Source organism: Micromonospora sp. L31, from assembly GCF_052068075.1.
GTDB lineage: Bacteria > Actinomycetota > Actinomycetes > Mycobacteriales > Micromonosporaceae > Micromonospora > Micromonospora purpureochromogenes.
Window position 1 is genome coordinate 86,437 of sequence record NZ_JBQHDC010000015.1, and the last position, 21,554, is coordinate 107,990.

Consider the following 21,554-nt stretch of genomic DNA (forward strand, 5'->3'; position numbering starts at 1 on the left):
TACCTCGTCCTCCTCAACGCTGCGGATCCCGGTCGACGCGGGGCCGGACCGGGCCCGGCACGGTGTGGACCGGCCGCTGCGGCGGCCCGCTCTGGGTCGGCACATGCACCTGGTCGACGAGCTGGGCGCCCGACTGGAGCAGGGGCATCAGGTGCGCGGCTGCCGCCGCCGCCGCGCCGGCGGCGTGGGCCTGTTGCTGCGCGGCGCGTAGCTCGGCCAGCGCCACGACCAGCCGGGCCGCCTGGACGACCACGGCGAGCAGGATGGCCGCCTCACCACCGTCGCGGGCGTGTCCGGCCACCAGCAGCGCGTCCGCCACGCGACCCAACTCCCCGGCCACGGACGACGCCGCGGGCGCCGGCGCGCGACGCGGCGGCGCCGCCGCGCGAGCCAGGGCATCGGCGGTCCGGCTCACCGGACCCCGCCCCGACGGTTCGGTGGCCGCCGCCACGCGCGCAGGCGTAGCTTCCGCGCTGGCACGTCGATGGCCTCCTCCGCTGCGGCGGGGGAGGTCATTGCGCTGTGCCCGTTCACGTGGCCGGCCCTAGCGGAGCGCCCTGGGCGCGCATGAACGGCACCGGGTTGACCGCGTTGCTGCCGTTGGCGTGGTACGGCCCGGGCGACACGTTGAGGTGCACCTCGAAGTGCAGGTGCGGTCCGGAGCTGCCGCCACTGCTGCCTACGAACCCGATGACCGTACCGGCGGTGACCTGCTGGCCGATGGAGACCTCGGGACGCTGGATCATGTGGCAGTAGCGAGTGACGACGTTGCCCGGGTGACGGATGTCGACGTACCAGCCGCAGCCGCGCTCACGGGTGTTGCCGTCCCGGTCACAGGTGGTGTACCAGTCACACTTGACCTGCTCCACCACCCCGGTCGCCGCCGCGCGGATCGCGTCCCCTCGGATATCGGCCTTCGACAGGTCCACGCCGGCGTGCAGCCGGCCTCCCCGCGGCCCGAACGAGCTGACGATGGCAGCGCGGATCGGCTGTACCCATCCGCCCGGGCCGACCGGCACCGGCCCCAGGCCGTCGACGCCGCACGGGGCGGTCGGTGGGCCGCCGCCGATGTCGTCGATGTTCGGCAGGCCGAGCACGGTCGCGGCGAGCTGCTCGGCGTCGTCCTCCCACTTCTGGTACGCCTCCGGCAGGCCGGAGCCCTGCACCGCCTGCGCCGCGTCGGTAAGCCGCATCCGCTGCCAGCCGTCGACGCGCAGCAGCGCCTCGTAGAACTTCCCCGCCGCGTAGGTGGGCGTCATCCGCTCGCGGACGCTGCCCCACCCAGGCCGCTGCTGGAACAGCCCGACAGAGTCGTGGTCGCGGCCCACCCCCTCGTGCGGCAGCCTCAGCGACTCCGGCACGTTGGCGTTGGCCAGGTTGCGCAGCTCGGACTCCTGCATCGCGGTCGCCAGCGCGATGACGTAGCCGCGCGGCGGGACCTGACGCTGCCGGCCGACGGCGACGATGGTGGCGGCGTTGGTCGTCTCGACACTGCCCCACGAACCGGTGCCCGGGACCGGCGAGGCCCCCGGCAGGGACGGCACCTCGCACGCCGCCGCTTCCGCCTGCGCCTGGCCGAACATCAGCAGCGGCAACCCCACGGTGCCGCCGCATACCAGCGTGATGACCGACAGCACCGCCGCGCCGAGCGCAATCGTTCGACGGTTCATCGGCTCACCGACCGAGCGAAGTCGTTCCCGGTTACCACCCACCGGCCGTCCACGCCGGCGAGGGTGACGCTCAACGTGCCCGCGTCGGTGGCCACCTCGTACACCGCCGTGCCGCCCTTCGGTGCTTGCTTCGCCACCGGACGGCCCGTCACCTGTGTCGCCGGCACCTGCGCCGGATCAACCGTACGCAACACCCGAGCGAACCCCTCGTCACAGGTCGCCGCCACTCCCCGCCACCACACCTGCGGCGGCAGGTCCGGACGCGCCCACGCTGCAGCGAACGCCGCCGCCACGAAAGTGGCCTGCGCCGGCGGCGGGGCCGCAGGCGACTGGTCGTGATGGTGGTCGTCGCGGCCCGGCTGTTCCCCCGCCGACGACGGTGAACCGCCGTCGGCGCCGCCTGTCGGATAGACCGGGCCGCTGCGCTCCGGCGCGGGAACGCCCGCCTCGCCGATGGGCGCGCAGCCGACCACCAACAGCCCGGCGAGGACGACGCCGTAGACGACAAGAACCGGCCGACTGACCCGATCAATGTGGGCGGATGAGCGTGTTCTGCGTGCCAATCGACGCCTCCCCCGTGGTGCCTTTCGCGTCCTATCGCGGCAGAGCAAACACCATAGATCCATTTGCAAACACAGTGCTACTGTCTGGTACTTGTCGGTGACCTTGAAACACGGGGGAGGCATCGGATGGCGGGAACCATCTGCGCGCGCTGGTGGGGCCGCCGGTGAAGGCAGCGGCTATCGCGCCCTCGCGCACACGTCCCGGTCCCGCTCCCGAGATGCCCTTCGCGCTGATTCCGCAGAATCTCGACGCCTGGCCGCCGGTGTGGTGGGTCGGGTGCCACGGCGGCGCCGGGGTGAGCACCCTGGCCCGCCTGGTCGGCTTCGGACTGGACTTCGGCAGCAGAGGGTGGCCCACGGTGACGCCAGCGATGCCGGCAACCAACCTGGTCCTGGTCTGCCGGGCGTCCGCCTCCGGCACCTGGGCGGCGACCGGCGCGATCGAGCAGTGGCGTCGCCGCTCTGGGATGTCCGGCCTAATGAAGGTCCTCGGGGTAGTCGCCGTCGCCGCCTCGCCCCGCCGGCCGCCGCGCATCGCCACCGAACGACTGCAACTGCTAGGCGGATGGGCACCGGAGATCTGGCGCGTCGGCTGGGTCGACGCGCTGCTCGCCGCCGACGACCCACGCGACGTCGGCGCTCCCCCCGACATCGAGGCGCTGCGCACCGCGATATGGCAGAAGCTACACACACCCCGGGAAGGGAAACGATGACCCTGATCGACCACCTCGACCAGCTCCAGACCGCGCTGGCCGCGGCGCCCGTGCCCGACCCGGGCGGCGGCGAGGCACCCCCCGGCGTGGGCGACAAGATCCTCACCATCCTGAAGTGGGTGGCCTATCTCGCCACCGCCGCGTGCGTCGGCGGGGTGCTCTACACCGCGGCGAAGATGGCCCTGGCCCACCGCCGCGGCGACGACACCAACATCTCCCAACTCGGCTGGGTGTTCGCCGCCTGCATGCTCATCGGAAGCGCGTCCGCAGTGGTCTCCGCGCTGATCTAGGAGGAACGCCGATGCCGCGCTCGTCTGCCCCTCAGGACTTCGCCGACCGTCCGCCGTGGACACGGCCCGTCTTCATCGCCTCCGCGGCGCTGGTGCTGATCGTCGTCATCGCCGGAGTGCTCGTCGCGGTGTCGTCGCGCGACAGCGACGACGGCACCGGCAGTGGCACCACCAGTGCACCGTCGCCGAGCTCCGCACCGACCGAGACCACTACGCCGCACACCCTGCCCACCGCCGTGCCGACCGCTGCACCGGCCGGGGTGCGGTGGGATCTGGTCGGCCAGACCGCCGTGCCGGTCAGCGCGTCAGCCGGCCCGACCCGCGTCGCAGGGGGGAAGGCCGCCGGCTACGCGCACACCCCCGAGGGCGCGCTGATCGCCGCGGCGCAGCTGAGCACGCGAGCCGGGTACTCCGCCGGCCGGCAGTCGTGGGAGCCGACGATCGAGCAGCAGTTCGAGCCCGGCGCCGACCGAGACCGGCTCCTGGCGACGCTGCGCGAGGTCGGGGACGCCCCGGCGCAGCCCGGCGAGCTGAGCCAGATCGCCGGCTTCAGCTACCAGTCCTACACCCCAGAAACGGCGGTCATCGGATTGGCGTTGCGGGCGCCGTCGGCGGGCACGCCCCGCTACCACGTGCTGTCGCTGACGCTGCGCTGGCGCGACGGAGACTGGCGCATGGTCGCTCCGCCCGGCGGCGCGTGGACATCGATCAACCGGCAGACCTCCGAGCTGACCGGCATCGTCGAGTGGGGTGCCCGCTAGTGTGCGTGCCCGTCGTCGACCCGCTTTGCATCCCGGGCAAGGTCATCGACAACACGGCCAGCCGGTTCCTTGACGAGCTGGCCGAGCAGGCGTCGCAGGCCGCCGCCGAGATGCTCAAGACCCTCGTTGCGGGGTGGCTGTCGATTCCCACCCCCGAGGTGTCGCAAGAGTCTGGCGTGGTTGGCAGCCTGCGCGCCTACACCAACTGGGCGGTCACCGCTATCGCGGTCGGCGCGGTGTTGTTCGCCGCCATCCGGATGGCGCTGGAACGCAACGGTCGGGAGGCGGGCTCGTTCGCCAAGGGACTGGTGACGATGGTCGTGCTCGCCGGCGCCGGCGTGCCGGCCATCCAGCTGCTCATCGCCATCGGTGACGCCTACTCCGGGTGGATTCTCGACGCCTCCGCCAACGGCGATCTCGGTAAACGGCTCCTGCTGCTCGCCCCGGCAGCCGCCACCAACGGCCTGTCCTCGCTCATGGTCATCGGCATCTCGATCATGCTGTTCCTGTCCACCATGGTGCAGTTGCTGCTGCTGCTAGCCCGCAACGCGGGACTGGTGCTGCTGGCCGGGCTGCTGCCCTTGGCCGCGTCGGCCGGTATTTCCGGCGCCGGCCGGTCGGTGCGTGACCGGTACCTCACGTGGCTGCTCGCCCTGGTGCTCTACAAGCCGGCCGCGGCCACGATCTACGCCGCGGTGTTCTGGCTCGGTCAAGGCCAGACCCTGACCGACGTGCTGACCGGTCTGGTGATGTTCTGCATGGCGATCGTGGCGCTGCCCGCCCTGATGCGGCTCATCGCCCCGGCGGTGTCGGTACTGTCCAGCGGCGGGTCCAGTGGCGTCGCGGTCGCCGCCGCGTCCGGTGCCGGGCAGCTTGCCTCCGGCGCGGTGCGGCTCAGCGGCGCCAACGGCGGTGGATCCAGCGGCGCGGGGGCCAGCGGCGGCCCGGGCCGCCCCGGAGGCGCGGCACCGTCAGCGCCCGCGCCCCGTCCCTCCGGCGGCAGCACCGCCGGCGCGACCGGCTCCGGCAGCGCAGCTGGTACCGGGACAGCAGGGGCGGGCGCGGCAGGGGCGGGCGCGGCAGGGGCGGGCGCGGGAGCAGGGGCCGGCGCCGGTGCGGCCGGTGCGGGTGCCGCCGCCGCGGGGCCGGTCGGTGTCGCCGCCGCCGCGGGCGTCGCGGCGGCGAAGGCCGGCCCGGCGGCCGTGCGCAAGGTCGGCGGGACGGCGTCCGGAGCGACCGACGGTGAGGGATCGTGAGCACCGGAGTGCAGGAACGGGCCAGCGAGCAGCAGCGCACCTACGGCAACTGGCGGCTCGGCCGCGGGGCCGGCTTGTTCGGGCTCGGCCCGGCTGGCACCATCGCAGCGTTCCTGGTCATGGTGCTCGCCGCCGCGATGCTGCCGGTCTCCGTGCTGGCCGCGCTGATCACCGCCGTCACCGGTGTCCTGGTCCTCGCGCCCCTGGCGATCAGGATCAACGGGCGCACCGGATTCCAGGTCATCACCGCCCGGGTAGCGTGGTGGCTGGCCCGCTCCCGCCGCCACCACGTCTACGTCTCCGGGGTCGCCTCCCGGGTCACCGCCGCCCACCAACTGCCCGGGGTGCTCGCCCGCTCCGAGGTGTACGAAGTGGAAACCGGCCGCTCCGGCGTAGTGGCCGTGGTCGTGGTGCCGCAGAGCCGGCACTACACCGTCACCCTGCGCTGCGCACCCGAGGGCATGGACCTGGTCGACCAGGCCGTCATCGACGCCCGCGTCGGGCACCTGGCGTCCTGGCTGGCGGCGCTGTCCCGGGAGCCGCAGCTCGTGCAGGCCCAGGTCACTGTCGAGACCACGCCGGACCCGGGCACCCGACTGGCCGCCGAGGTCGCGGCCACCAGCCGGCCTAACGCGCCGGCGCTGGCCCTGCAGGTCCTGGACGACGTCGTACAGTCGTACCCGGCCGGGTCGGCGACCGTGGACACCCGCGTGTCGCTGACCTACACCGCCCCAACTGGGCGGTCCATGTCGCACGAGGACGTCTGCCGAGAGGTCGCCGCCCGGCTGCCGCACCTGCACGCCGGCCTCACCGGTGCCACCGGTGCCGGGATCGTGCCGATGTCCGCCCGCGGCCTCGCCGGGGTGGTGCGCGCCGCCTACGACCCGGGCGCCGCCCTGGACCTCGCCCGAGAGCCGCAGCTCACCCCCGACTGGACGCAGGCCGGACCGGTCGCCACCCGGGAGAGCTGGGATGCCTACCGGCACGACTCCGGGGTGTCGCGCACCTGGTGCATGGTCGAGGCGCCCCGCGGGGTGGTGTACTCGCGGCTGTTCGCCCGGCTGACCGACCCGGACCCGCAGTTGCTACGCAAGCGGGTCACGATGATCTACCGGCCGTACTCGCCGGGCGAGGCGGCCCGGCTGGTCGAGGCCGACAAGCGCGACGCGCGGTTCCTGGCCGGAAAGAAGCACCGGCCCAGCGCCCGGGACCTGACCGACCTGGCCGCCGCCGAGCAGGCCGCGGAGGAGGAAGCCACCGGCGCCGGGGTCACCCGGTTCAGCGTGTTGGTCACCGCGACCGTCGCCGACGAGAGGCAGCTCGACGAGGCCGGCGGCATCATCCGGGCCCGCGCCGGGGAGGCCCGCCTGGTGCTGCGGCCGATGTACGGCTGCCAGGCCGCCGGGTTCGCCGCCGGCCTGCCCGCCGGCGTGGTCCTGCCCACCCACGCCACCATCCCCTTCTAGGACGCCGGCATGACGATCAGCCCCCGCGAGAACATCTCACCCCCGCCGCGTCGACCAGCCGGCCGTCGGCCCGGCCGCCTCGGCCACGCCGCACCCGGCGGCGGCCGGTGGTCGTACATCGAGCCGCCGACGGAGTACAGGGGCACCACCGTGCAGGTGTGCGGCCTGTTCCCGTTCGGCACCGGCGCGTCGACGCCGATGATCGGCGTGCCGGTCGGCCGGCACCTCTACACCGGCAGCGCGGTCTGCTTCGACCCGATCTCCTGGTACACCCGCGCCCGACTGATCAACAACCCGTCGGTGTGGATCGAGGGCGAGCCCGGCATGGGCAAGTCCACGGCGGTGCGGCGGATGGTCCTCGGGCTGACCGCCCAGGGCGTCACCCCGCTGATCCTCGGCGACCTCAAGCCCGACTACGCCGAGCTGGTCCGTGCCCTGGGCGGGCAGGTGCTGCGGGTCGGGCCCGGTCTGGACCGTATCAACCCCCTCGACGCCGGCCCGTGGCGGCAGGTCCTCGACCGGGTCGACGAGCGCACCGGCGCCGTGGTGCGCGCCGCGGTCACCGACCGGCGGCTGAACATGCTGGTCGCCCTGGCCACCCTCATCCGACGCGGGCCCGTCAGCTCCGATGAGACCACCGTGCTGTCCGCCGCGCTGCGCTACCTCGCCGAGCGGGAAACCGACACACAGCCGGTGCTCTCCGACGTCCTGCGTGTCATCCGCGACGCCCCTGCGGAGGTCCGCGCCGTCACCCTCTGGCAGGAAGAGGAGGACCTCCCTCGGTTCCGGGAGGACACCGCAGGGCTGCACCGCACCCTGCTGGCGCTGCTGCACGGCCCGCTCGGCGACACCTTCGAGGGCCAGACCACCACCGCGATCCGCCTCGACACCCCAGCGGTGTGCGTGGACATCTCCAGCATCGACGACACCGACGAGCTACGCACCGCCGCGACCCTACTTTCGACCTGGTCCTACGGCTTCGCCCAAGTGGAGGCCGCACACCTGATGGCCGACCTCAACCTCGCCCCGGCCCGCACGTTCTTCACCGTGCTCGATGAGCTGTGGCGGGCGCTGCGCGTCGGGCACGGCCTGGTCGACCGCGCCGACGGCCTGACCCGTCTCAACCGGCAGAAGGGCACCGGCACGGCCTTCATCACCCACAGCCTCGCTGACCTGGAAGCGCTGCCCACCGCCCACGACCGGGCCAAGGCTCGCGGCTTCGCCGAGCGGTCCGCGGTGCTGATGATCGGTCCCTGCTCGGAGCAGGAACTGGACGCCGTCTCCCGGGTCCGGCCGCTGTCGCAGGCCGAGCGACGGGAGGTGCTGTCCTGGTCGGCGCCGCCGTCGTGGACGGCCGCCGAGGGCAGCGAGACTGTTGGCCGCGGGAACTTCCTGATCAAGGTCGGTTCCCGGCCGGGCATCCCGGTGCACCTGGAACCCACCGAGACGGAGAAGCGCCTCGGCAACACCGACTTCCGCTGGACGATGACGTGAGCCGCCCCGCCGGGCCCCGGGGCGGCCACGACGACGTCGGCCTGATCGTCGGCGGCATCGCCGCCCTGGCCCTGGCCCTGGCCAGCGCGGCGTGGCTGCCGGTCGTGCTCACCAGGCCGCCCGGATACACCGGGGGCGGCCCGATCCGGGTCGCGGTCGCGGTGCTGCACGGTGAGATCACCTGGACCACCGCCTGCACGCTCGTCGCCGCCAGCGAGGTCGCCGTCCTGGCGCTGTTGATCACCGCGGCGGTGGCGGCCTGGCGGTGGGCCCGCCGGCGGCGCACCCGCGTCGACCCGGCTGCCCGGCGGATGGCCACCCGCAACGACCTCGCGCACCTCGGACCCAAGGGCGTCGCGGACAGCGGCCGGCGGCTACGGCCCAGCCTCGCCGACGTCAACCGCCCCGAGCCGGACCAGCTCGGCGTGCTGATCGCCTACACCGTCGCTGGCGGGATGCCGCTGCGCCAGTCCTGGGAGGACATGGCCATCGACATCTGGGGCCCGCGCACCGGCAAGACCACCAGCCGGGCCATCCCCGCCGTCGTCGCCGCCCCCGGGCCGACGCTGGTCACCAGCGTCAAGGGCGACATCGTCGACGCCACCCGCGAGGTCCGCGCCGCCTGCGGCACGGTGTGGGCATTCGACCCCCAACACATCCTCGGCGCCGAACAGGGCATGTGGTGGAACCCGCTGCGCGCCGTGGCCACGGTCACCGACGCCCGACGCCTCGCCGAGCACTTCGCCGCCGCCGAACGTGAACCCGGGGTCAGCCGCGACGCCTTCTTCGACCCCAGCTCCGAGGAACTGGTCGCGAACCTCCTGTTGGCGGCCGCCGTCTCTGGTCGGGACATCCTCGCCGCGTACCGGTGGGCGGTCAGCCCCCGCGACGACGAGCCGGCGATGCTGCTGCGCGAGCACGGCTACGACCTGCCCGCCGACGCGGTCGCCGGGGTGGTCAACATGCCCGACAAGACCCGAGGCGGCATCTACGCCGGCGCCCAGAAGATGCTCATGTGCCTCACCGAGCCCGCCGTCACCGCCTGGGTCACCCCACCCACCCGCGGCGGCGTACTCGAATTCGACCCGGCCGCATTCGTGGCCTCCACCGACGTGCTGTACCTGCTCTCCCAGGGCGGACCCGGATCTCCTGCCCCGCTGGTCGCCGCGCTCACCGACGCGGTTCTGCGCGCCGGCGAGCTACGCGCTAGGGCCTCGACCGGGCGGCGCCTGGACCCGCCGCTACTGAGCATCCTCGACGAGGCCGCCAACATCTGCCGGCTGCGCCAGCTTCCCAGCCTCTACTCCTACTACGGCTCCCACGGGCTGCCGATCATCACGATCCTGCAGTCCTACCCACAGGGCGTCGACGTGTGGGGCCGCGAGGGCATGCGCAAACTCTGGTCCGCGGCGAACGTGCGCACCTACGGCGGCGGCGTCGCCGACCCCGACTGGCTGGAGGAACTCTCGAAGCTGATCGGCGAGCACGACGTCACGACCCGCTCGACCAGCAGCAGCGGATCCGGGTGGGGCCAGCGGTCGGTTTCGCACGCCACCCGCCGGCAGCGCATCCTCGACGTCTCCGATCTGCACGCCCTTCCCCGCGGCCGGATGGTCGTCTACGCCTCCGGCGCCCCACCGGCCCTCGCCCGCACCGCCCCCTGGCAGGACGGCCCGCACGCCGCCGCGATCCGCGCCTCGATAGCCCGCTGGGACCCCGACAGCCGCACTGACTGGACCCTGTCCCCCGACGCCCCGCCGGAGCCAACACCATGACCACACCAGCCACCGGGCCCGGGCCAGTCAGCGACCCAGTCGCGGACCTCAACGCTCTGCTCGGGCAGCTCGTCGGCGACCAAGCCCCGACCTCAGTCCAGCCGCCGGCCGAGGACCCGGCAGAGCCGGAGCCGGCCTATCGCAACGTCGAAGCGTTCATCCAGGAGTACCTCGCCCACGTCGTTGAGCGGCGCCTCGCCTCCGGGCCTACCTCCGGGGTGAATTGGTGTCCGCGTTGGTGGGCACACCCGGAGGCGATCTCCCGCCTGTACGCGCTGTGGCGGGCCTGGGAAACGCTACGGCTCAGCGACCCCCAAACTGGCATGAGTATCTGGTGGCGCGACCACCTGGACCCGCACCTCGCCGCACTCGGCGCCGAGTACGGACCGTTCAGCCGGTGCAGCCCGGAAAAGCACACCGAACCGCGGCCTCTACCCGTGGAGCAGGCACCACCGGAAGTGCTCGCGCAGTTCCTTGATGCCGACAGCCTCTAACGGACGTCGCCTCTCCGGCCTCTTGACCATCGGTCAAACCTTGATTGTCAATCTTGATGGGATATCTTGAAGGTATGTCTGGCGAGTCGGGTCAGCCTCTCCCTCGGTTGCTCCCCACTGGGAGTTGCTGGTGTGGATGCGGTAGGGACACTGCCGTCGGCTCCTTCTTCATCCGCGGTCACGACAAGATCGCGGAAGCCGCGCTGATGGCGCTTGAGTACGACAGCTCTGTGCCCCAGCTTCTCCACCGCCATGGCTTCGGTCCTCAAAGATCCGTGACTGACGCCGCCGTCGACGCCACCGACTGCCCCTGGATGCGGTGCAGGCACTGCGGCTACGCAGGCGCACCTGACAGTGTCCGCCGGCATGAGGCCAACCACAGCACGCGATGACACCCGCAGCAGCCACCTGAAACGAGGACACGTGACCGACGGGCGATGCACGTGACTGTCCCCTTCAATCAGCCCGGTCGCTTCTGGCGGGGCAATCTTCACACCCACTCCGACCGCTCAGACGGAGCCCTACCTCCCGAGGAGATCGCGCGCCGCTACCGAGAAGCGGGCTACGACTTCCTGGCCATCACCGACCACTTCCGAGCCAAGTACAACTTCCCGCTGACGGACACCCGGCAGTTGCGCACGTCCAGGTTCACCACCCTGCTGGGTGCCGAACTGCACCCTCCACGCACGGAATTTTCCTCGGAGTGGCACATCCTGGCGGTGGGGCTGCCACTCGGCTTCCCTCCACCCGAGCCCGACGAGAGCGCGCCGCAGCTAGCCCGCCGAGCCAGAGGCGCTGGCGCGTTCATTGGCATGGCCCATCCCGCAGCGTCGCTACTTACGACCGCCGATGCCGAGAGCCTCGATGCGGCCCACGCGGTCGAGGTCTACAACGCGCTCTCAGCACGTGAGGACCGGGGCGACAGCTGGCACCTGGCCGACGTTCTGATCAACCGAGGACACCGGCTGAGCGCTTACGCTGCCGATGATGCCCACTTTCAGCCCCACGACCCTCCAGGCTGCGCGGCCTGGGTTCAAGTGCGCGCCGAATCCCTCGACCCGCAGGCACTTCTCGCCGCCCTCAAAGCCGGCCACTACTACTCCAGCACCGGGCCCGAACTGCACGACATAAAGCTCGATGACGACCTCATCACGGTGCGCTGCTCACCCGTGCGCAAAGTGCTGATCACCGGCGGGGATCCGGGCGCAAAGGTTGTCCAAGGCGAGGCACTGACCGAGTGCTCCCTGCCGCTCGCGATGTTCAAGCGCAGGTGGTGCCGAGTCACGGTCGAGGACAGCCACGGCCGGCGCGCCTGGAGCAACCCGATCTACCTTCCACCAGGCCGCACCCCCTCCATCACGGCGTAATCGTCAAGACCGAGAGAAGGACGCTCTCATGCTTTGGCCCGCGCTCCGAGTGCTCTCTCAGGGAGAGCTGGCATCTGACCAACTACAACGACTGGTCGGCACACTCCAGCTTGAAAACGCTCCTCGCAGCGACGGACCCGCAGCGGCGAAGAGCATCGCTCACCGCTCCTTCACCGATACCACTGGCACACGTCTCGTCCTGGACCTCGCGCGCACTGGCGAGTCCGGCTGGGTGTTCACCCTGTTTTTTGAGGGAGAGCCACCCTCCACCGATACGGTCGAAGGCCACCGGGCACTGCTCCGGGGCGTCGTCGAACGACTCGGCCTCACCCTCATCGAAATCACTCCTGCCGTCACCGCCGACGAAGTACACGTCACGCCTCGGCAGCCGGCCGGCTCCGCAGAGCCGACCATCGGTCACTCCTGGGACCTCCCATACACCGAACTTGATCAACTATGGCCGCACGTCGGCCTGCGCAAGAACGCTCCCAAGGAAGTGAAGGCAGTCAAGCTACGCGAGGTGATGCGCAGCCCTGCATGGTGCGCTGCTCCCGCGGATCTTCAGCAGGAAGCTGAGTCCTTCCTCGAAGACGCCGAACGCGGCACAGCCAAGTAAATCCAGCAGCGCTAGAACGAGACGCGGTTTCACCTCTGGACGGGGGCCAGGTGAGCGAGCAGCCGATCAATGAGGCGGCCAGGCGAGAACTCGTCCTTCCCGCGATGGCCGGCGACAGTTGGGTCAACTGCGCACAGGGGCACGCGCATTGGGGCCGATTCGGCGCCGCCGGGTTGCTGCCCGTCTACCGTGCCGCGGACGGCGAGGTGCACGTCCTGATGCACTATCGAGGCGCGAGCACCGACCAAGGAGGAACCTGGGCGCTTCTTGGCGGCGCACGGGACAGCCACGAGTCGGCGGCCGAGGCCGCACTCCGCGAGGCAACGGAGGAGAGCGACTTCGATCCCACCCATGCCCGTATCGAGCGTGTGGTCCGAGACGACCACGGCGGCTGGTCGTATGACACCGTCATCGTCTCGCTCGACCGACCCGAGCCGGTGCAGGGGGTCGAGGGCGAGTCGGTGGCACTGGCCTGGGTGCCGCTCTCGGAAGTCCAGGACCTGAATCTTCATTCTGGCTTTTCGGGGAGCTGGCCGAAGGTCCGGACGGCGCTCGACGCGGTGCTGGCCGTCGAGTCGCCTACGCCGCCGGCCGCCCCTGCCGCACGGCCCGACGGGGAACTTCCGCTGCCGACGCATCCGGCGACTGGCGCCCAGGTGCTCGCGCGAGAAGCGCTTGACAGTGGTGAGGGCATCTCACGCAGAGAGCTGGTCACCTTCAGCGACGGCACCTTCGCTCTGTATGAGGAGTACCTACGGACCGAGGACGCCAGGCTCAAGGTGCTCGACGCGTACGTCGGCCGAGCGGTAGGCGCCCGAGTTCCGCTTTCGTACCCGCTGGGGCCTCAGGAGCTCTACACCGATCACATGCCCGGCCAGCCGGCGTCCGCCCGTTACGGAAGCCTCACTGACCTGGCAGATGGAGGGATGCCGGCCACCCGCGACGGCGTGTTCCTCGGCCTCTACTACGCGTTGACCGCTACTCATGGCCTCACCGTCGACCAGGTTCTCGTCGGAGAACAGCAAAGCCTCATCACGGCAACCAAGGCAGCCACCTCGCACGGCGCTTTCCCCGACGCTGACAACCCCTTTGTCCGCGTCTTCTACCGCCAGGTTGAGCCGCACGTGTTCTCCTGGGTGGACAACCCGATCCCCACTGCAGATATCGAGATCATGGGACGGCAGCTCGACGGCCTACGCCCCCTCTTCGAGCAGCTCGGTCGGCCCGACTTGCACGACGCTGTCATGGAGCGATTCGGTCAGGTCTCCGAGCACGCCGTCGGCACAGCTCCCCTGCTGCCCCGGCCACCTGGCGGCAAGGTCACACTTCCCGACCCGATGCCTGAGCGGCACTACCCTCTGGCACCGCCACCCGACTCGCAGGAACGGACCCGGCATCAGCAGATCGCCGAGGCGCTGCTGACCGACAACGGCCGTATCACCGACACGCCTCAGGCCAAGACCATCGCCATCCAGGCCCTCGCCGACCGGATGCGGTCGTCCACGCCCGAACTCGTTCTTGCGGCGTTCGGCCTGGTCGTCGGTACCGACATGGGACACCGGTTAGGAGACGGCCGCTACGTGCTCGTGCCGCACAACGAGCAGTACCCGTCGATGGGAGCTGATGTCCTCCTTTTCGACGAGCTCAACCCGGCGGACCCTCGGCACGCCCCGAGCAAGGTGGTGCGCATGGACGATCCGCGCGCCGAAACCCTCGTCCGCTGGATCGCGGTCAGCGAGCTGATGAGTTCCTGGTCGTACGGCTCCAACAACAACGTGCGGGTGCTGGCCCTGCAGGAAGCCGCCAAAGAGGAGTTCGGGCTGGCGGGTGTTCTGGAGTGGCGGATGGATCCCAAGACGCGCGACGCTGTCGCCCTGGAACTCGACTACAACCGCGACGCGCTGCGGGACTTCCTACGCAGCCAGTACGAGATGACGCAGGAGACCCTTGCCAGCCGCGGCATCACCGAGGTCATCGCCTACCGGGCGCTGACCTGGGAAGAGGGATCAGCGCAGCCAGACTGGGCTGGACTCAACGTCGGAGACACCTTCGAGGCACGTCAGCGGCCGCTAGCGAGCTGGGCCGCAGACCGTCAGATCGTCGCCGACTGGCTGGAGAAGCGTGGCGGCCGTGCAGTGATTTTGGTTGATCGCAAGCCGGCGCAGGACGTCCTGTCCATCCCCATGACGGGCATAGGCTACTTCGCACAGAAGGAGCTGGTCACCCTGCCGGGCGACAGCCTCGTCACGCTAGACGGCGTCTTCACCGGCAACACCCCGGCAGCAGCGGCAGAGCAAACCACAGCGAGCAGCGTCGCCCTCGGCGCCCCTTCCCTGGAAGGTGCTGCGGAGACCCCTCCGAGTGACGCAGAGAAGGAGCCGGTGTCGGACGCTCCTGATCATTGGCGTCCCCTCACCATTACGGCCCAGCTGGACCCTGCGGACCCCATCGACAGCCAGATCATTCGGATCCTCGACGGCGAGGAGGAGCTGCCAAGCTGGTGGCCGCGGGATGACTCCGGTTACGCCATCACAAGGCGTGACCTCGACTTCCTGGGCATCAACCCGGTCCAGGTGAAGTGGATGCTCACTGGTGAGGCGCCCATGGGCATGACCCCGGAGCTCTACCAGCGGTTCGGCACGGAGATGCTGGAGGCGCTCGAGCGCGACGGCATTGACCCGTCTCAGGTCGACATCCGCCTGAAAGGAACCGGCGCTGGCTTTTTCTCCGGAGGCCACAAAACGATGCCACGTGAGGAGGACTTGACTGCCAGGCCGATGGCGGCGCAGCGTCTCCGAGACTGGTTCGGCGAGAGCCTCGATCGTCCCCTGCGCCGTCCGTACGACGCCATGTGGCGCCTCGGCCTCGAACGAGCGCCCAGCGACTTCGATCTAGACATCAACAGCACTGCCATAGTTCGGGCTGCTCGAACGTACTGGCGGACCCATCACTCCCACCGCTACCTGGGCGATTTCATGAACGGCCACGGATATATAGACAAACAGGCCGCGATCGGCACCCTCCCAGCGCTGGCCGCCTGGGCGCGTAGGTGGGAAGAGACGCTGGGCAGACCGCTGTCCCTGGGGATCTTCGAGTCCAGCGGGCCGTTTGATGCCACTGTGCTCGGCCGAACCCTCTCCTCCCACTTCCGCGAGACCGACTGGATCATCCACAGCCCTGACGTACCCATGGCTTGGCGTACGTCAAGATCCAGGATCACCACACCGCCGCGTTCGCCAGGGGAAGCCAGCCGGTTGGAGGCTTCCTCTCGGCCACGAATTGGCTCCCAGAAACCCCTGCCCCGGCTCACCGGGCGATCCGCGTCGGCTGCTGCAGCGAAAGCGTTCCCGACAAGCACACGACAATCCCTGCCCAGGCAACCTTCCGAAGGTTACGCCGACCAACCGACAGCCCGACGGGCGACGAGCCGGGAAGCCGGCAAGGATGAGGAACCGACCCGGTAGCCGAAGGCACTGATCAACCACGGGGGGTGTCCCTATGGGTTTCGTCAAGCGGGGATGGGGGTCGTTGGGCGTGGCTGGTAGGGGATCTTGTCGCGGAGCATGGCGAACAGGACGTCGCAGCGGCGTCGGGCGAGGCAGATGAGGGCGGCCTTGTGGCGTTTGCCTTCGGCACGTTTGCGGTCGTAGTAGGCGCGGCTGGCGGGGTCGGCCAGGGCGGCGAACGCGGCGAGGGAAGAGCGCGCGTTTGAGCTGCTTGTTGCCGCCTCGGGGTGGGTGTTCGCCGCGGATGCTGCTGCCGGAGCGGCGGGGGACGGGGGCCAGGCCGGCGTAGGCGGCGAGGTGGCCGGGGGTGGCTAAGGCGGTGCCGTCGCCGACTTCGAGGAGGATCCGGGCGGCGGTCCTGACGCCGATGCCGGGCATCGAGGTCAGGACCGAGGCGAGAGGGTGCGCATCGAGCATCCTCTCGACCTCGCCAGCGACCTGGTCGCGTTGCCGCAGGATGTCGCGGAGGCTGTCGGCGAGGCGGGGCAGGATCGTCTCCGCAGCCTGGGTGCCGGGGACGGTGACAGTCTGCTCGTCGAGGGCGGTCATGACCTGCTCGACCAGTCGTTCGCCCAGGCGAGGAGCGTGGGATCCGGCGATGGACAGCAGTTTTGCGTCGGCCTGCCTTGCGCATCCCTGCTGGTCCCCCGCAGCGGGACAGCAGCTCCAGGACGGCCTTGTGCTGCACTTTCGGGCCGAGGACCCGTTCCAGAGCGGGGTGGATCTGCGTGAGCAGTCCCCGGATCCGATTCGAGACCCGAGTGGCCTCGCCAGCGAGGTCGTCATCGAAACCGACCAAGACTTCCAGCTCAGCCAAGGTTTCGTCGCCGACATCGACCCGCCGCAGTGTGTGCGGCAGGTGCGGGCGGCGTCGGCGATGACGTAGGCATCGCGGGCGTCGGTCTTCGCCGCACCGGGATGCAGGTCAGCGATGCGCCGCATCGCCAGGCCGGGCAGGTATGCCACCTGATGACCGCACGCCCGGGCGACCACGATCGGCAGGGCGCCGATCGAGGCCGGCTGGTCGACCACCACAAGAATCCGAGCGTGACGGCCGAGTTTGTCGAACAGTTGCCGCAGCCTGACCTCAGTGTTCGGCAGCGGCCCGTCGTGCAGCCGCTTGCCGTCCGCAGACAGCCCGACCGCGTGATGACCTTCCTTGCCGACGTCCAAACCGAGGAACACGCCGTAGTCGCCGTGCACCCCACGCCTCCTCACCCGCGTCGCCTCCTCGGCTGCTGGTCCAGGCGTCGGACCGGTACTGGACGTTCCTCAGCGAGGAGCTGCCGCAGGTGTGCCGGTCGTTCTTCCGGCTCTCCGAGCGCCGGGAGGACACCTTCGTCGCCGGCCTTTTGATGGGTGGCTACGGCGCGGTGAAGTGGGCGCTGCGCCGGCCGGACCGGTTCGCCGCCGCGGCCAGCCTCTCCGGCGCGCTGGACGTGGCCAACCGCCGCGACCACCCGACCCGGCCGGTGGACCGGGCCGTCTGGCACACCGTCTGGGGCGACCGGGAGGTGCCGGGCAGCGACGACGACACGGTCGCGCTGCTCGACCGGGTCGGCGGCGAGCTGCCCGCGCTCTACGTCGCCTGCGGCACGGAGGATTTCCTCTACGAGGACAACCTGCGCTTCGTCGAGGCGGCCCGGGCGCGCGACGTCCCGGTGACCGTGGACTTCTCCCCCGGCGACCACGACTGGGCGTACTGGGACGACAAGATCCGTGACGTGCTGGCCTGGCTGCCGCTGGACGGCGCGCGACCCACCGGCGGCGAGGCCCCTGCGCCGGGCAGCGCCCGGCACTGAGCCGGGTACGGCCGCGGGTGTCAGACCCCGACGGAGCCGTCGATGCCCTCGCGGAGGAAGTCGGCGTGGCCGTTGTGCCGGGCGTACTCGTGGATCATGTGCAGCATCACCAGCCGCAGCGAGACGTCCTCACCCCACCGCGCCTGGTGCCCGGTGACGTCGAGGGACTCGGCCTCCCGCTCGATCCGGCGGGCGTGCTCCACCTCCCGCTGCCACACCTCGAACGCGTCCGCGCCGGTCGAGCCGGTCGGGTCGTACGCCTCCTGGAAGTCGCCGGTCGCCGACCAGATCAGCGGCACGTCCTCGGCGTCGATCACCCGCCGGAACCAGGTCCGCTCCACTTCGGCCATGTGCCGCAGCAGGCCGAGCAGGGTCAGCGTCGAGGGCGGCATGGACCTACGCCGCAGTTCCTCGTCGGACAGCCCCTGGCACTTCATCACCAGGGTCGCCCGGTGGAAGTCGAGGAACGCGCGCAGCGTCTCCCGCTCCCCGGCGCGCAGCGGCGGGCCGATCCGTTCCATCTCCACAACGGCTCCTCGGACGCGGTCGACGGGCCGGCGGTGACCGGCCCGTCGAGGGTTGGCAGGGGTCGGCGGGAAGCCTAGTCCCGGCGGGTCGACCCCCCCCCTCGAAGGGATCATGGGACGCCTCCGGCCCGGGCTCAGCGCGGGCGCAGCGACGACACCGCCACCGGGAAGTCGAAGTACGTGTCCGGGTACGGCTCGTCGGCGAACCGGTAGTGCCACCACTCCCGGTCGTAGTTGACGAAGCCGGCCTGCTCCATCAGCCGGCGCAGCAGCTGCCGGTTCTGGCGCGGCGTGCCGGTGACCCGCGGGTCGTCGGTGTGGGCCCGGGGGTCGAAGCAGTCGAAGCCGGTGCCCATGTCGACGCCGCCGTCGGCGAAGCGTTGACCGGCCGGCGCGGTGCAGGCCACCAGCGACTGCCCCGGCCGGTACGTGGCCCCGGGCGACGCCGGCACCGGCTCCAGGGTCAGGTCGAGGGTGCTGCCGCTGCTGTGCGAGGTGGGCGAGCCGATGTAGCCGTCGTCGAAGAGCTTCGACTTGGCGACGTGGGGATAGAACTCGGCCTTCGTCTTCTGGTCGGCGGGGTCCTTCGCCCAGCGGACGAAGTCGTCGGCCGCCCGTTGGGGCCGGTAGCAGTCGTACACCCGCAGGCTGCGGCCCTGGGCGCGGGCGGCGGTCTGCACCCGGCGCAGCGCCTCGGCCGCGGTGCGGGTGAGCAGGCAGAGCGGTTCGGGGTAGCCGTCGATCGGCCGGCCGACGAAGTTGTGCGCGGTGGCGTACCGGATGTCCACCGAGATGCTCGGGTCGACCTCGGAGAGCAGCACGAAGTCGGCCGGGGCGGGTGAGCCGCTCGGCGACGGCGTGACCGCGCTGGGCCGCGGTGCCGGGCCGGGAGGCCGCTGGCAGCCGGCGACCGCCCCCACCGCCAGCAGCAGGGCCAGCGCCCGGGCGAACCGCCCCGCGCCGGACGGCGGCACCGCGCCGGGCCGCTCCCGGGACGCCGGTGTCACCGCGCGGGTGCGGGCCCGGGCGGACGTCACGCCCGGCGCCCCGCGGCCGCCCGCCGGCGACGCCGCCCGGCCAGCGCGCCGACGACCGTCGCCCCGAGCAGCAGCAGCGCCGCCCCGGCGAGCGGCCCGGGCCGCGCCCACCGGTGTCCGAGCGGGTCCACCCGCGTCGGTCCGCCCGCCGCGGCCAGCGGCGGCGGGGTGCCGGTGGCCGTGGGCAGCGGCGAGGCCAGCTCACCGGGGCGTACCAGCCGGCCGACGGCGGCGGCGCGGGGCAGCGCGAAGCCCCAGTCCAGCAGCGCGGCGCCCTGCTCCCAGCCGCGCCGGTCGGTCGCCTCCGCGCCGAGCAGGGTCACCACCAGCCGCCGCCCGTTGCGCTCCGCGGCGCCGACATAGGTGTGCCGGGCCAGGTCGGTGTAGCCGGTCTTGCCGCCGAGCGCGCCCGGATAGCGGTAGAGCAGCTGGTTGTCGTTCTGGATCTGGAACGCCTTCTCCCGCAGCGCCGGCTGCGCGGGCACGACCGCCTCCCGGGTGGCGTCGTAGCGGCGGAAGTTGGCGTCGGCGAAGCAGGCCCGGGCGATCAGGGCCAGGTCGTAGGCGCTGGTGAACTGGCCGGGACCGTCCAGCCCGGAGGGGGTCACCGCGTGGGTCTGCAACGCGCCCAGGCGGTGGGCCTCCGCGTTCATCGCCCGGATGCCGCCGGCCTGTCCGTCGGGGCCGCCGCCGAGCCGGGCGAGGGCGTTGGCCGCCTCGTTGCCGGACTTCAGCAGCAGCCCCAGCCAGATCGTCTCGATCCGGTAGCGACCCCCCTCAACGAGCCCCACCGCGGAGCTGCCCGGTTCGATGTCGAGGTCCCCGGCGGTGACGGTGACGACCTGCCGGGGGTCGAGTCGGGGCAGCATGGTGGCGGCGAGCAGCAGCTTCTGCACGCTCGCCGGGGTGGCGTACTCGTGGGGGCCGCAGCCGCCGAGCACGGCGCCGCTGTCCAGGTCCGCGACCAGCCACGAGGTCGCCGGCACGGCCGGCGGTGCGGGCGACCCGGCGGGCGTCACCAGGCCCGGGGTGGCCAGGGCGGCCCCGCCGACGGCCCGTTGCGCCGGGTCCGCCCGGGGTGGTGCCGGCCGGGGCGGCCGGGACACCGAGGGTACCGGCGGGCACGGGCCGGTCGTGACGGCGCCGGTCCCGGTGGTGGCGGGGGCGGTGCGGGCGGGGGCGGCGACGGCCGGGGTGCCGGCCGGCGACAGCAGGACGACGGCGACGGCGGCGATGATCCGACTGGTGACTCTCACTCTGTCGCACGGTAGTGAGGCGCGGCGGTCCGCTCCCCCCTTCCGCGGAATCACCGCCGGCGGGCGGGGCCGGGCCGCTAGGATCCCGGCCCCGCCGCGTCCGGGTCAGTGCCGCCGGGCGACCTTGCAGATCTCCACCGGCTGGGCGGGCGCGCCGTCGACCGGCGCCGGGTCCTCCGGGGTGGGTGCGATCCCGCCGGCGGCGATCCGGTCGAGGGTGGCGAGACCGGCCGCGTCGACCGAGCCGAAGACCGTGTAGTTGGGGCGCAGCGCCGAGTCGGCCTGCACCAGGAAGAACTGGCTGCCGTTGGTGTCCGGCCCGGCGTTGGCCATGGCCAGGGTGCCGCGCGCGTAGAGCCGGCGGACGCCGGTCGGGTCGGTCGGCGCCGGCGGCAGGTCGGTGGGCAGCTCGTCGGCGTACCGGTAGCCGGGGCCGCCCTCGCCGGTGCCGGACGGGTCACCGCACTGGAGCACCTTGAGCGTCGGGTACGCGGTCAGCCGGTGGCAGGACGTGCGGTCGTAGAACCGGTGCCGGGCCAGGTGCAGGAAGCTCTGCACGGTGCACGGGGCCTGCTCCCGGTCCAGGGTCAGCCCGATCGGGCCCTGGTTGGTGCGCAGGGTGACCCGCACGGTGCCCCGGTCCGGCGTACGCCGGGGGTCCGGGGGCAACGGCACCGGCCGGGCCGCGGGCTCGTCGGGCGTCTCGGTGTACGCGCACGGCCCGTTGGTCGTCCGCGGCGGCGCGGACGCGTCGGTGCCCGGCGCGGCGACCGCGGCGGTGCCGCCGGCGACGACCAGCGCGGCCGAGGCCAGCGTCACGCCGGCGAGGCGGCGCAGCGTCGGGGCCACGGACAGCCGCGGCGGGGTGGCGGGCGGTCGGGGTTCGCTCGACACGTGGGGTCCTCCCTGGACTCGTGGTACCAGAAAGACCGGAGTCTATGGAGGTGTCGGCCGGTTGTCG

The 21,554-nt window shown here is 71.8% G+C and carries 18 protein-coding genes and 2 pseudogenes; 12 read left to right on the forward strand and 8 right to left on the reverse strand.

Annotated features, from left to right (window positions below; all coding sequences use genetic code 11):
- Nucleotides 1–13: 13 nt before the first annotated feature.
- The 3 genes from ACTMS9_RS28140 to ACTMS9_RS28150 form a co-directional block, all read right to left on the reverse strand.
- Complete coding sequence (locus ACTMS9_RS28140; protein WP_441166415.1) at nt 14–319, reverse strand: hypothetical protein; 306 nt, start codon at nt 317–319, stop codon at nt 14–16.
- A 211-nt stretch (nt 320–530) separates the two neighbouring features.
- A complete protein-coding gene (locus tag ACTMS9_RS28145; protein ID WP_441166416.1) occupies nt 531–1,670 on the reverse strand; it encodes a M23 family metallopeptidase in 1,140 nt (379 codons plus the stop codon).
- Nucleotides 1,667–2,143: a hypothetical protein gene (locus tag ACTMS9_RS28150; protein WP_441148640.1), complete on the reverse strand. Its 477-nt coding sequence runs from the start codon at nt 2,141–2,143 to the stop codon at nt 1,667–1,669. Before ACTMS9_RS28150 ends, ACTMS9_RS28145 begins: the two co-directional genes overlap by 4 nt.
- Nucleotides 2,144–2,451: 308 nt before the next feature.
- Here ACTMS9_RS28150 and ACTMS9_RS28155 point away from each other — a divergent pair, with 308 nt between their 5' ends.
- The 11 genes from ACTMS9_RS28155 to ACTMS9_RS28205 all read left to right on the forward strand — a co-directional run bounded on the left by ACTMS9_RS28155 (nt 2,452) and on the right by ACTMS9_RS28205 (nt 15,929).
- The gene (locus ACTMS9_RS28155; protein ID WP_441148641.1) at nt 2,452–2,946 is read left to right on the forward strand and encodes a hypothetical protein; all 495 of its coding nucleotides are present in this window, start codon (nt 2,452–2,454) and stop codon (nt 2,944–2,946) included.
- A complete protein-coding gene (locus ACTMS9_RS28160) occupies nt 2,943–3,236 on the forward strand; it encodes a hypothetical protein (RefSeq protein WP_441148642.1) in 294 nt (97 codons plus the stop codon). Before ACTMS9_RS28155 ends, ACTMS9_RS28160 begins: the two co-directional genes overlap by 4 nt.
- An 11-nt stretch (nt 3,237–3,247) precedes the next feature.
- On the forward strand, nt 3,248–3,997 hold the full coding sequence (locus tag ACTMS9_RS28165) for a hypothetical protein (protein WP_441148643.1): 750 nt from the start codon (nt 3,248–3,250) through the stop codon (nt 3,995–3,997).
- A gap of 5 nt (nt 3,998–4,002) precedes the next feature.
- Complete coding sequence (locus ACTMS9_RS28170; protein WP_441148644.1) at nt 4,003–5,253, forward strand: hypothetical protein; 1,251 nt, start codon at nt 4,003–4,005, stop codon at nt 5,251–5,253.
- Complete coding sequence (locus ACTMS9_RS28175; protein ID WP_441148645.1) at nt 5,250–6,719, forward strand: SCO6880 family protein; 1,470 nt, start codon at nt 5,250–5,252, stop codon at nt 6,717–6,719. Before ACTMS9_RS28170 ends, ACTMS9_RS28175 begins: the two co-directional genes overlap by 4 nt.
- Nucleotides 6,720–6,728: 9 nt before the next feature.
- Complete coding sequence (locus tag ACTMS9_RS28180) at nt 6,729–8,213, forward strand: ATP/GTP-binding protein (RefSeq protein WP_441148646.1); 1,485 nt, start codon at nt 6,729–6,731, stop codon at nt 8,211–8,213.
- On the forward strand, nt 8,210–9,988 hold the full coding sequence (locus ACTMS9_RS28185; protein ID WP_441166417.1) for a type IV secretory system conjugative DNA transfer family protein: 1,779 nt from the start codon (nt 8,210–8,212) through the stop codon (nt 9,986–9,988). The genes ACTMS9_RS28180 and ACTMS9_RS28185 overlap by 4 nt, the downstream gene beginning before the upstream one ends.
- Nucleotides 9,985–10,482 carry a DUF4913 domain-containing protein gene (locus ACTMS9_RS28190; protein WP_441148648.1) on the forward strand — a complete coding sequence of 166 codons (498 nt, stop codon included), beginning with the start codon at nt 9,985–9,987 and terminating at the stop codon, nt 10,480–10,482. The genes ACTMS9_RS28185 and ACTMS9_RS28190 overlap by 4 nt, the downstream gene beginning before the upstream one ends.
- Before the next feature lie 437 nt (nt 10,483–10,919).
- Nucleotides 10,920–11,849, forward strand: a complete 930-nt coding sequence (locus tag ACTMS9_RS28195) for a CehA/McbA family metallohydrolase (RefSeq protein WP_441166418.1) — start codon at nt 10,920–10,922, stop codon at nt 11,847–11,849.
- 28 nt (nt 11,850–11,877) lie between these two features.
- Nucleotides 11,878–12,465, forward strand: a complete 588-nt coding sequence (locus ACTMS9_RS28200; protein ID WP_441148650.1) for a hypothetical protein — start codon at nt 11,878–11,880, stop codon at nt 12,463–12,465.
- A 50-nt stretch (nt 12,466–12,515) separates the two neighbouring features.
- A complete protein-coding gene (locus ACTMS9_RS28205) occupies nt 12,516–15,929 on the forward strand; it encodes an NUDIX domain-containing protein (protein ID WP_441166419.1) in 3,414 nt (1,137 codons plus the stop codon).
- 44 nt (nt 15,930–15,973) lie between these two features.
- On the opposite strand, the pseudogene ACTMS9_RS28210 reads toward ACTMS9_RS28205, so the two are convergent.
- Nucleotides 15,974–17,174 (reverse strand): annotated as a pseudogene (locus ACTMS9_RS28210) (IS110 family transposase).
- 50 nt (nt 17,175–17,224) lie between these two features.
- On the opposite strand from ACTMS9_RS28210, the pseudogene ACTMS9_RS28215 reads away from it, so the two are divergent.
- A pseudogene (locus tag ACTMS9_RS28215) lies at nt 17,225–17,773 on the forward strand (alpha/beta hydrolase); the annotation flags it as partial.
- A gap of 20 nt (nt 17,774–17,793) precedes the next feature.
- Here the strand turns inward: ACTMS9_RS28215 and ACTMS9_RS28220 are convergent.
- The 4 genes from ACTMS9_RS28220 to ACTMS9_RS28235 all read right to left on the reverse strand — a co-directional run bounded on the left by ACTMS9_RS28220 (nt 17,794) and on the right by ACTMS9_RS28235 (nt 21,487).
- On the reverse strand, nt 17,794–18,294 hold the full coding sequence (locus ACTMS9_RS28220) for a DinB family protein (RefSeq protein WP_441148765.1): 501 nt from the start codon (nt 18,292–18,294) through the stop codon (nt 17,794–17,796).
- Nucleotides 18,295–18,434: 140 nt separating this feature from the next.
- Nucleotides 18,435–19,337, reverse strand: a complete 903-nt coding sequence (locus ACTMS9_RS28225) for a M15 family metallopeptidase (RefSeq protein ID WP_441166420.1) — start codon at nt 19,335–19,337, stop codon at nt 18,435–18,437.
- On the reverse strand, nt 19,334–20,593 hold the full coding sequence (locus ACTMS9_RS28230) for a D-alanyl-D-alanine carboxypeptidase family protein (RefSeq protein ID WP_441166421.1): 1,260 nt from the start codon (nt 20,591–20,593) through the stop codon (nt 19,334–19,336). Before ACTMS9_RS28230 ends, ACTMS9_RS28225 begins: the two co-directional genes overlap by 4 nt.
- Before the next feature lie 105 nt (nt 20,594–20,698).
- Entirely contained in the window at nt 20,699–21,487 is a 789-nt protein-coding gene (locus ACTMS9_RS28235) for a peptidylprolyl isomerase (protein ID WP_441166422.1), read from the reverse strand.
- Between the last annotated feature and the right edge of the window lie 67 nt (nt 21,488–21,554).

Bases quoted from the DNA above. Each gene is read 5' to 3' on its own strand.
- ACTMS9_RS28200 (WP_441148650.1), top strand. From the start codon at position 11,878: ATGCTTTGGCCCGCGCTCCGAGTGCTCTCTCAGGGAGAGCTGGCATCT.
- ACTMS9_RS28220 (WP_441148765.1), bottom strand. From the start codon at position 18,294: ATGGAACGGATCGGCCCGCCGCTGCGCGCCGGGGAGCGGGAGACGCTG.
- ACTMS9_RS28155 (WP_441148641.1), top strand. From the start codon at position 2,452: ATGCCCTTCGCGCTGATTCCGCAGAATCTCGACGCCTGGCCGCCGGTG.
- ACTMS9_RS28160 (WP_441148642.1), top strand. From the start codon at position 2,943: ATGACCCTGATCGACCACCTCGACCAGCTCCAGACCGCGCTGGCCGCG.
- ACTMS9_RS28145 (WP_441166416.1), bottom strand. From the start codon at position 1,670: ATGAACCGTCGAACGATTGCGCTCGGCGCGGCGGTGCTGTCGGTCATC.
- ACTMS9_RS28195 (WP_441166418.1), top strand. From the start codon at position 10,920: ATGCACGTGACTGTCCCCTTCAATCAGCCCGGTCGCTTCTGGCGGGGC.
- ACTMS9_RS28180 (WP_441148646.1), top strand. From the start codon at position 6,729: ATGACGATCAGCCCCCGCGAGAACATCTCACCCCCGCCGCGTCGACCA.
- ACTMS9_RS28165 (WP_441148643.1), top strand. From the start codon at position 3,248: ATGCCGCGCTCGTCTGCCCCTCAGGACTTCGCCGACCGTCCGCCGTGG.
- ACTMS9_RS28190 (WP_441148648.1), top strand. From the start codon at position 9,985: ATGACCACACCAGCCACCGGGCCCGGGCCAGTCAGCGACCCAGTCGCG.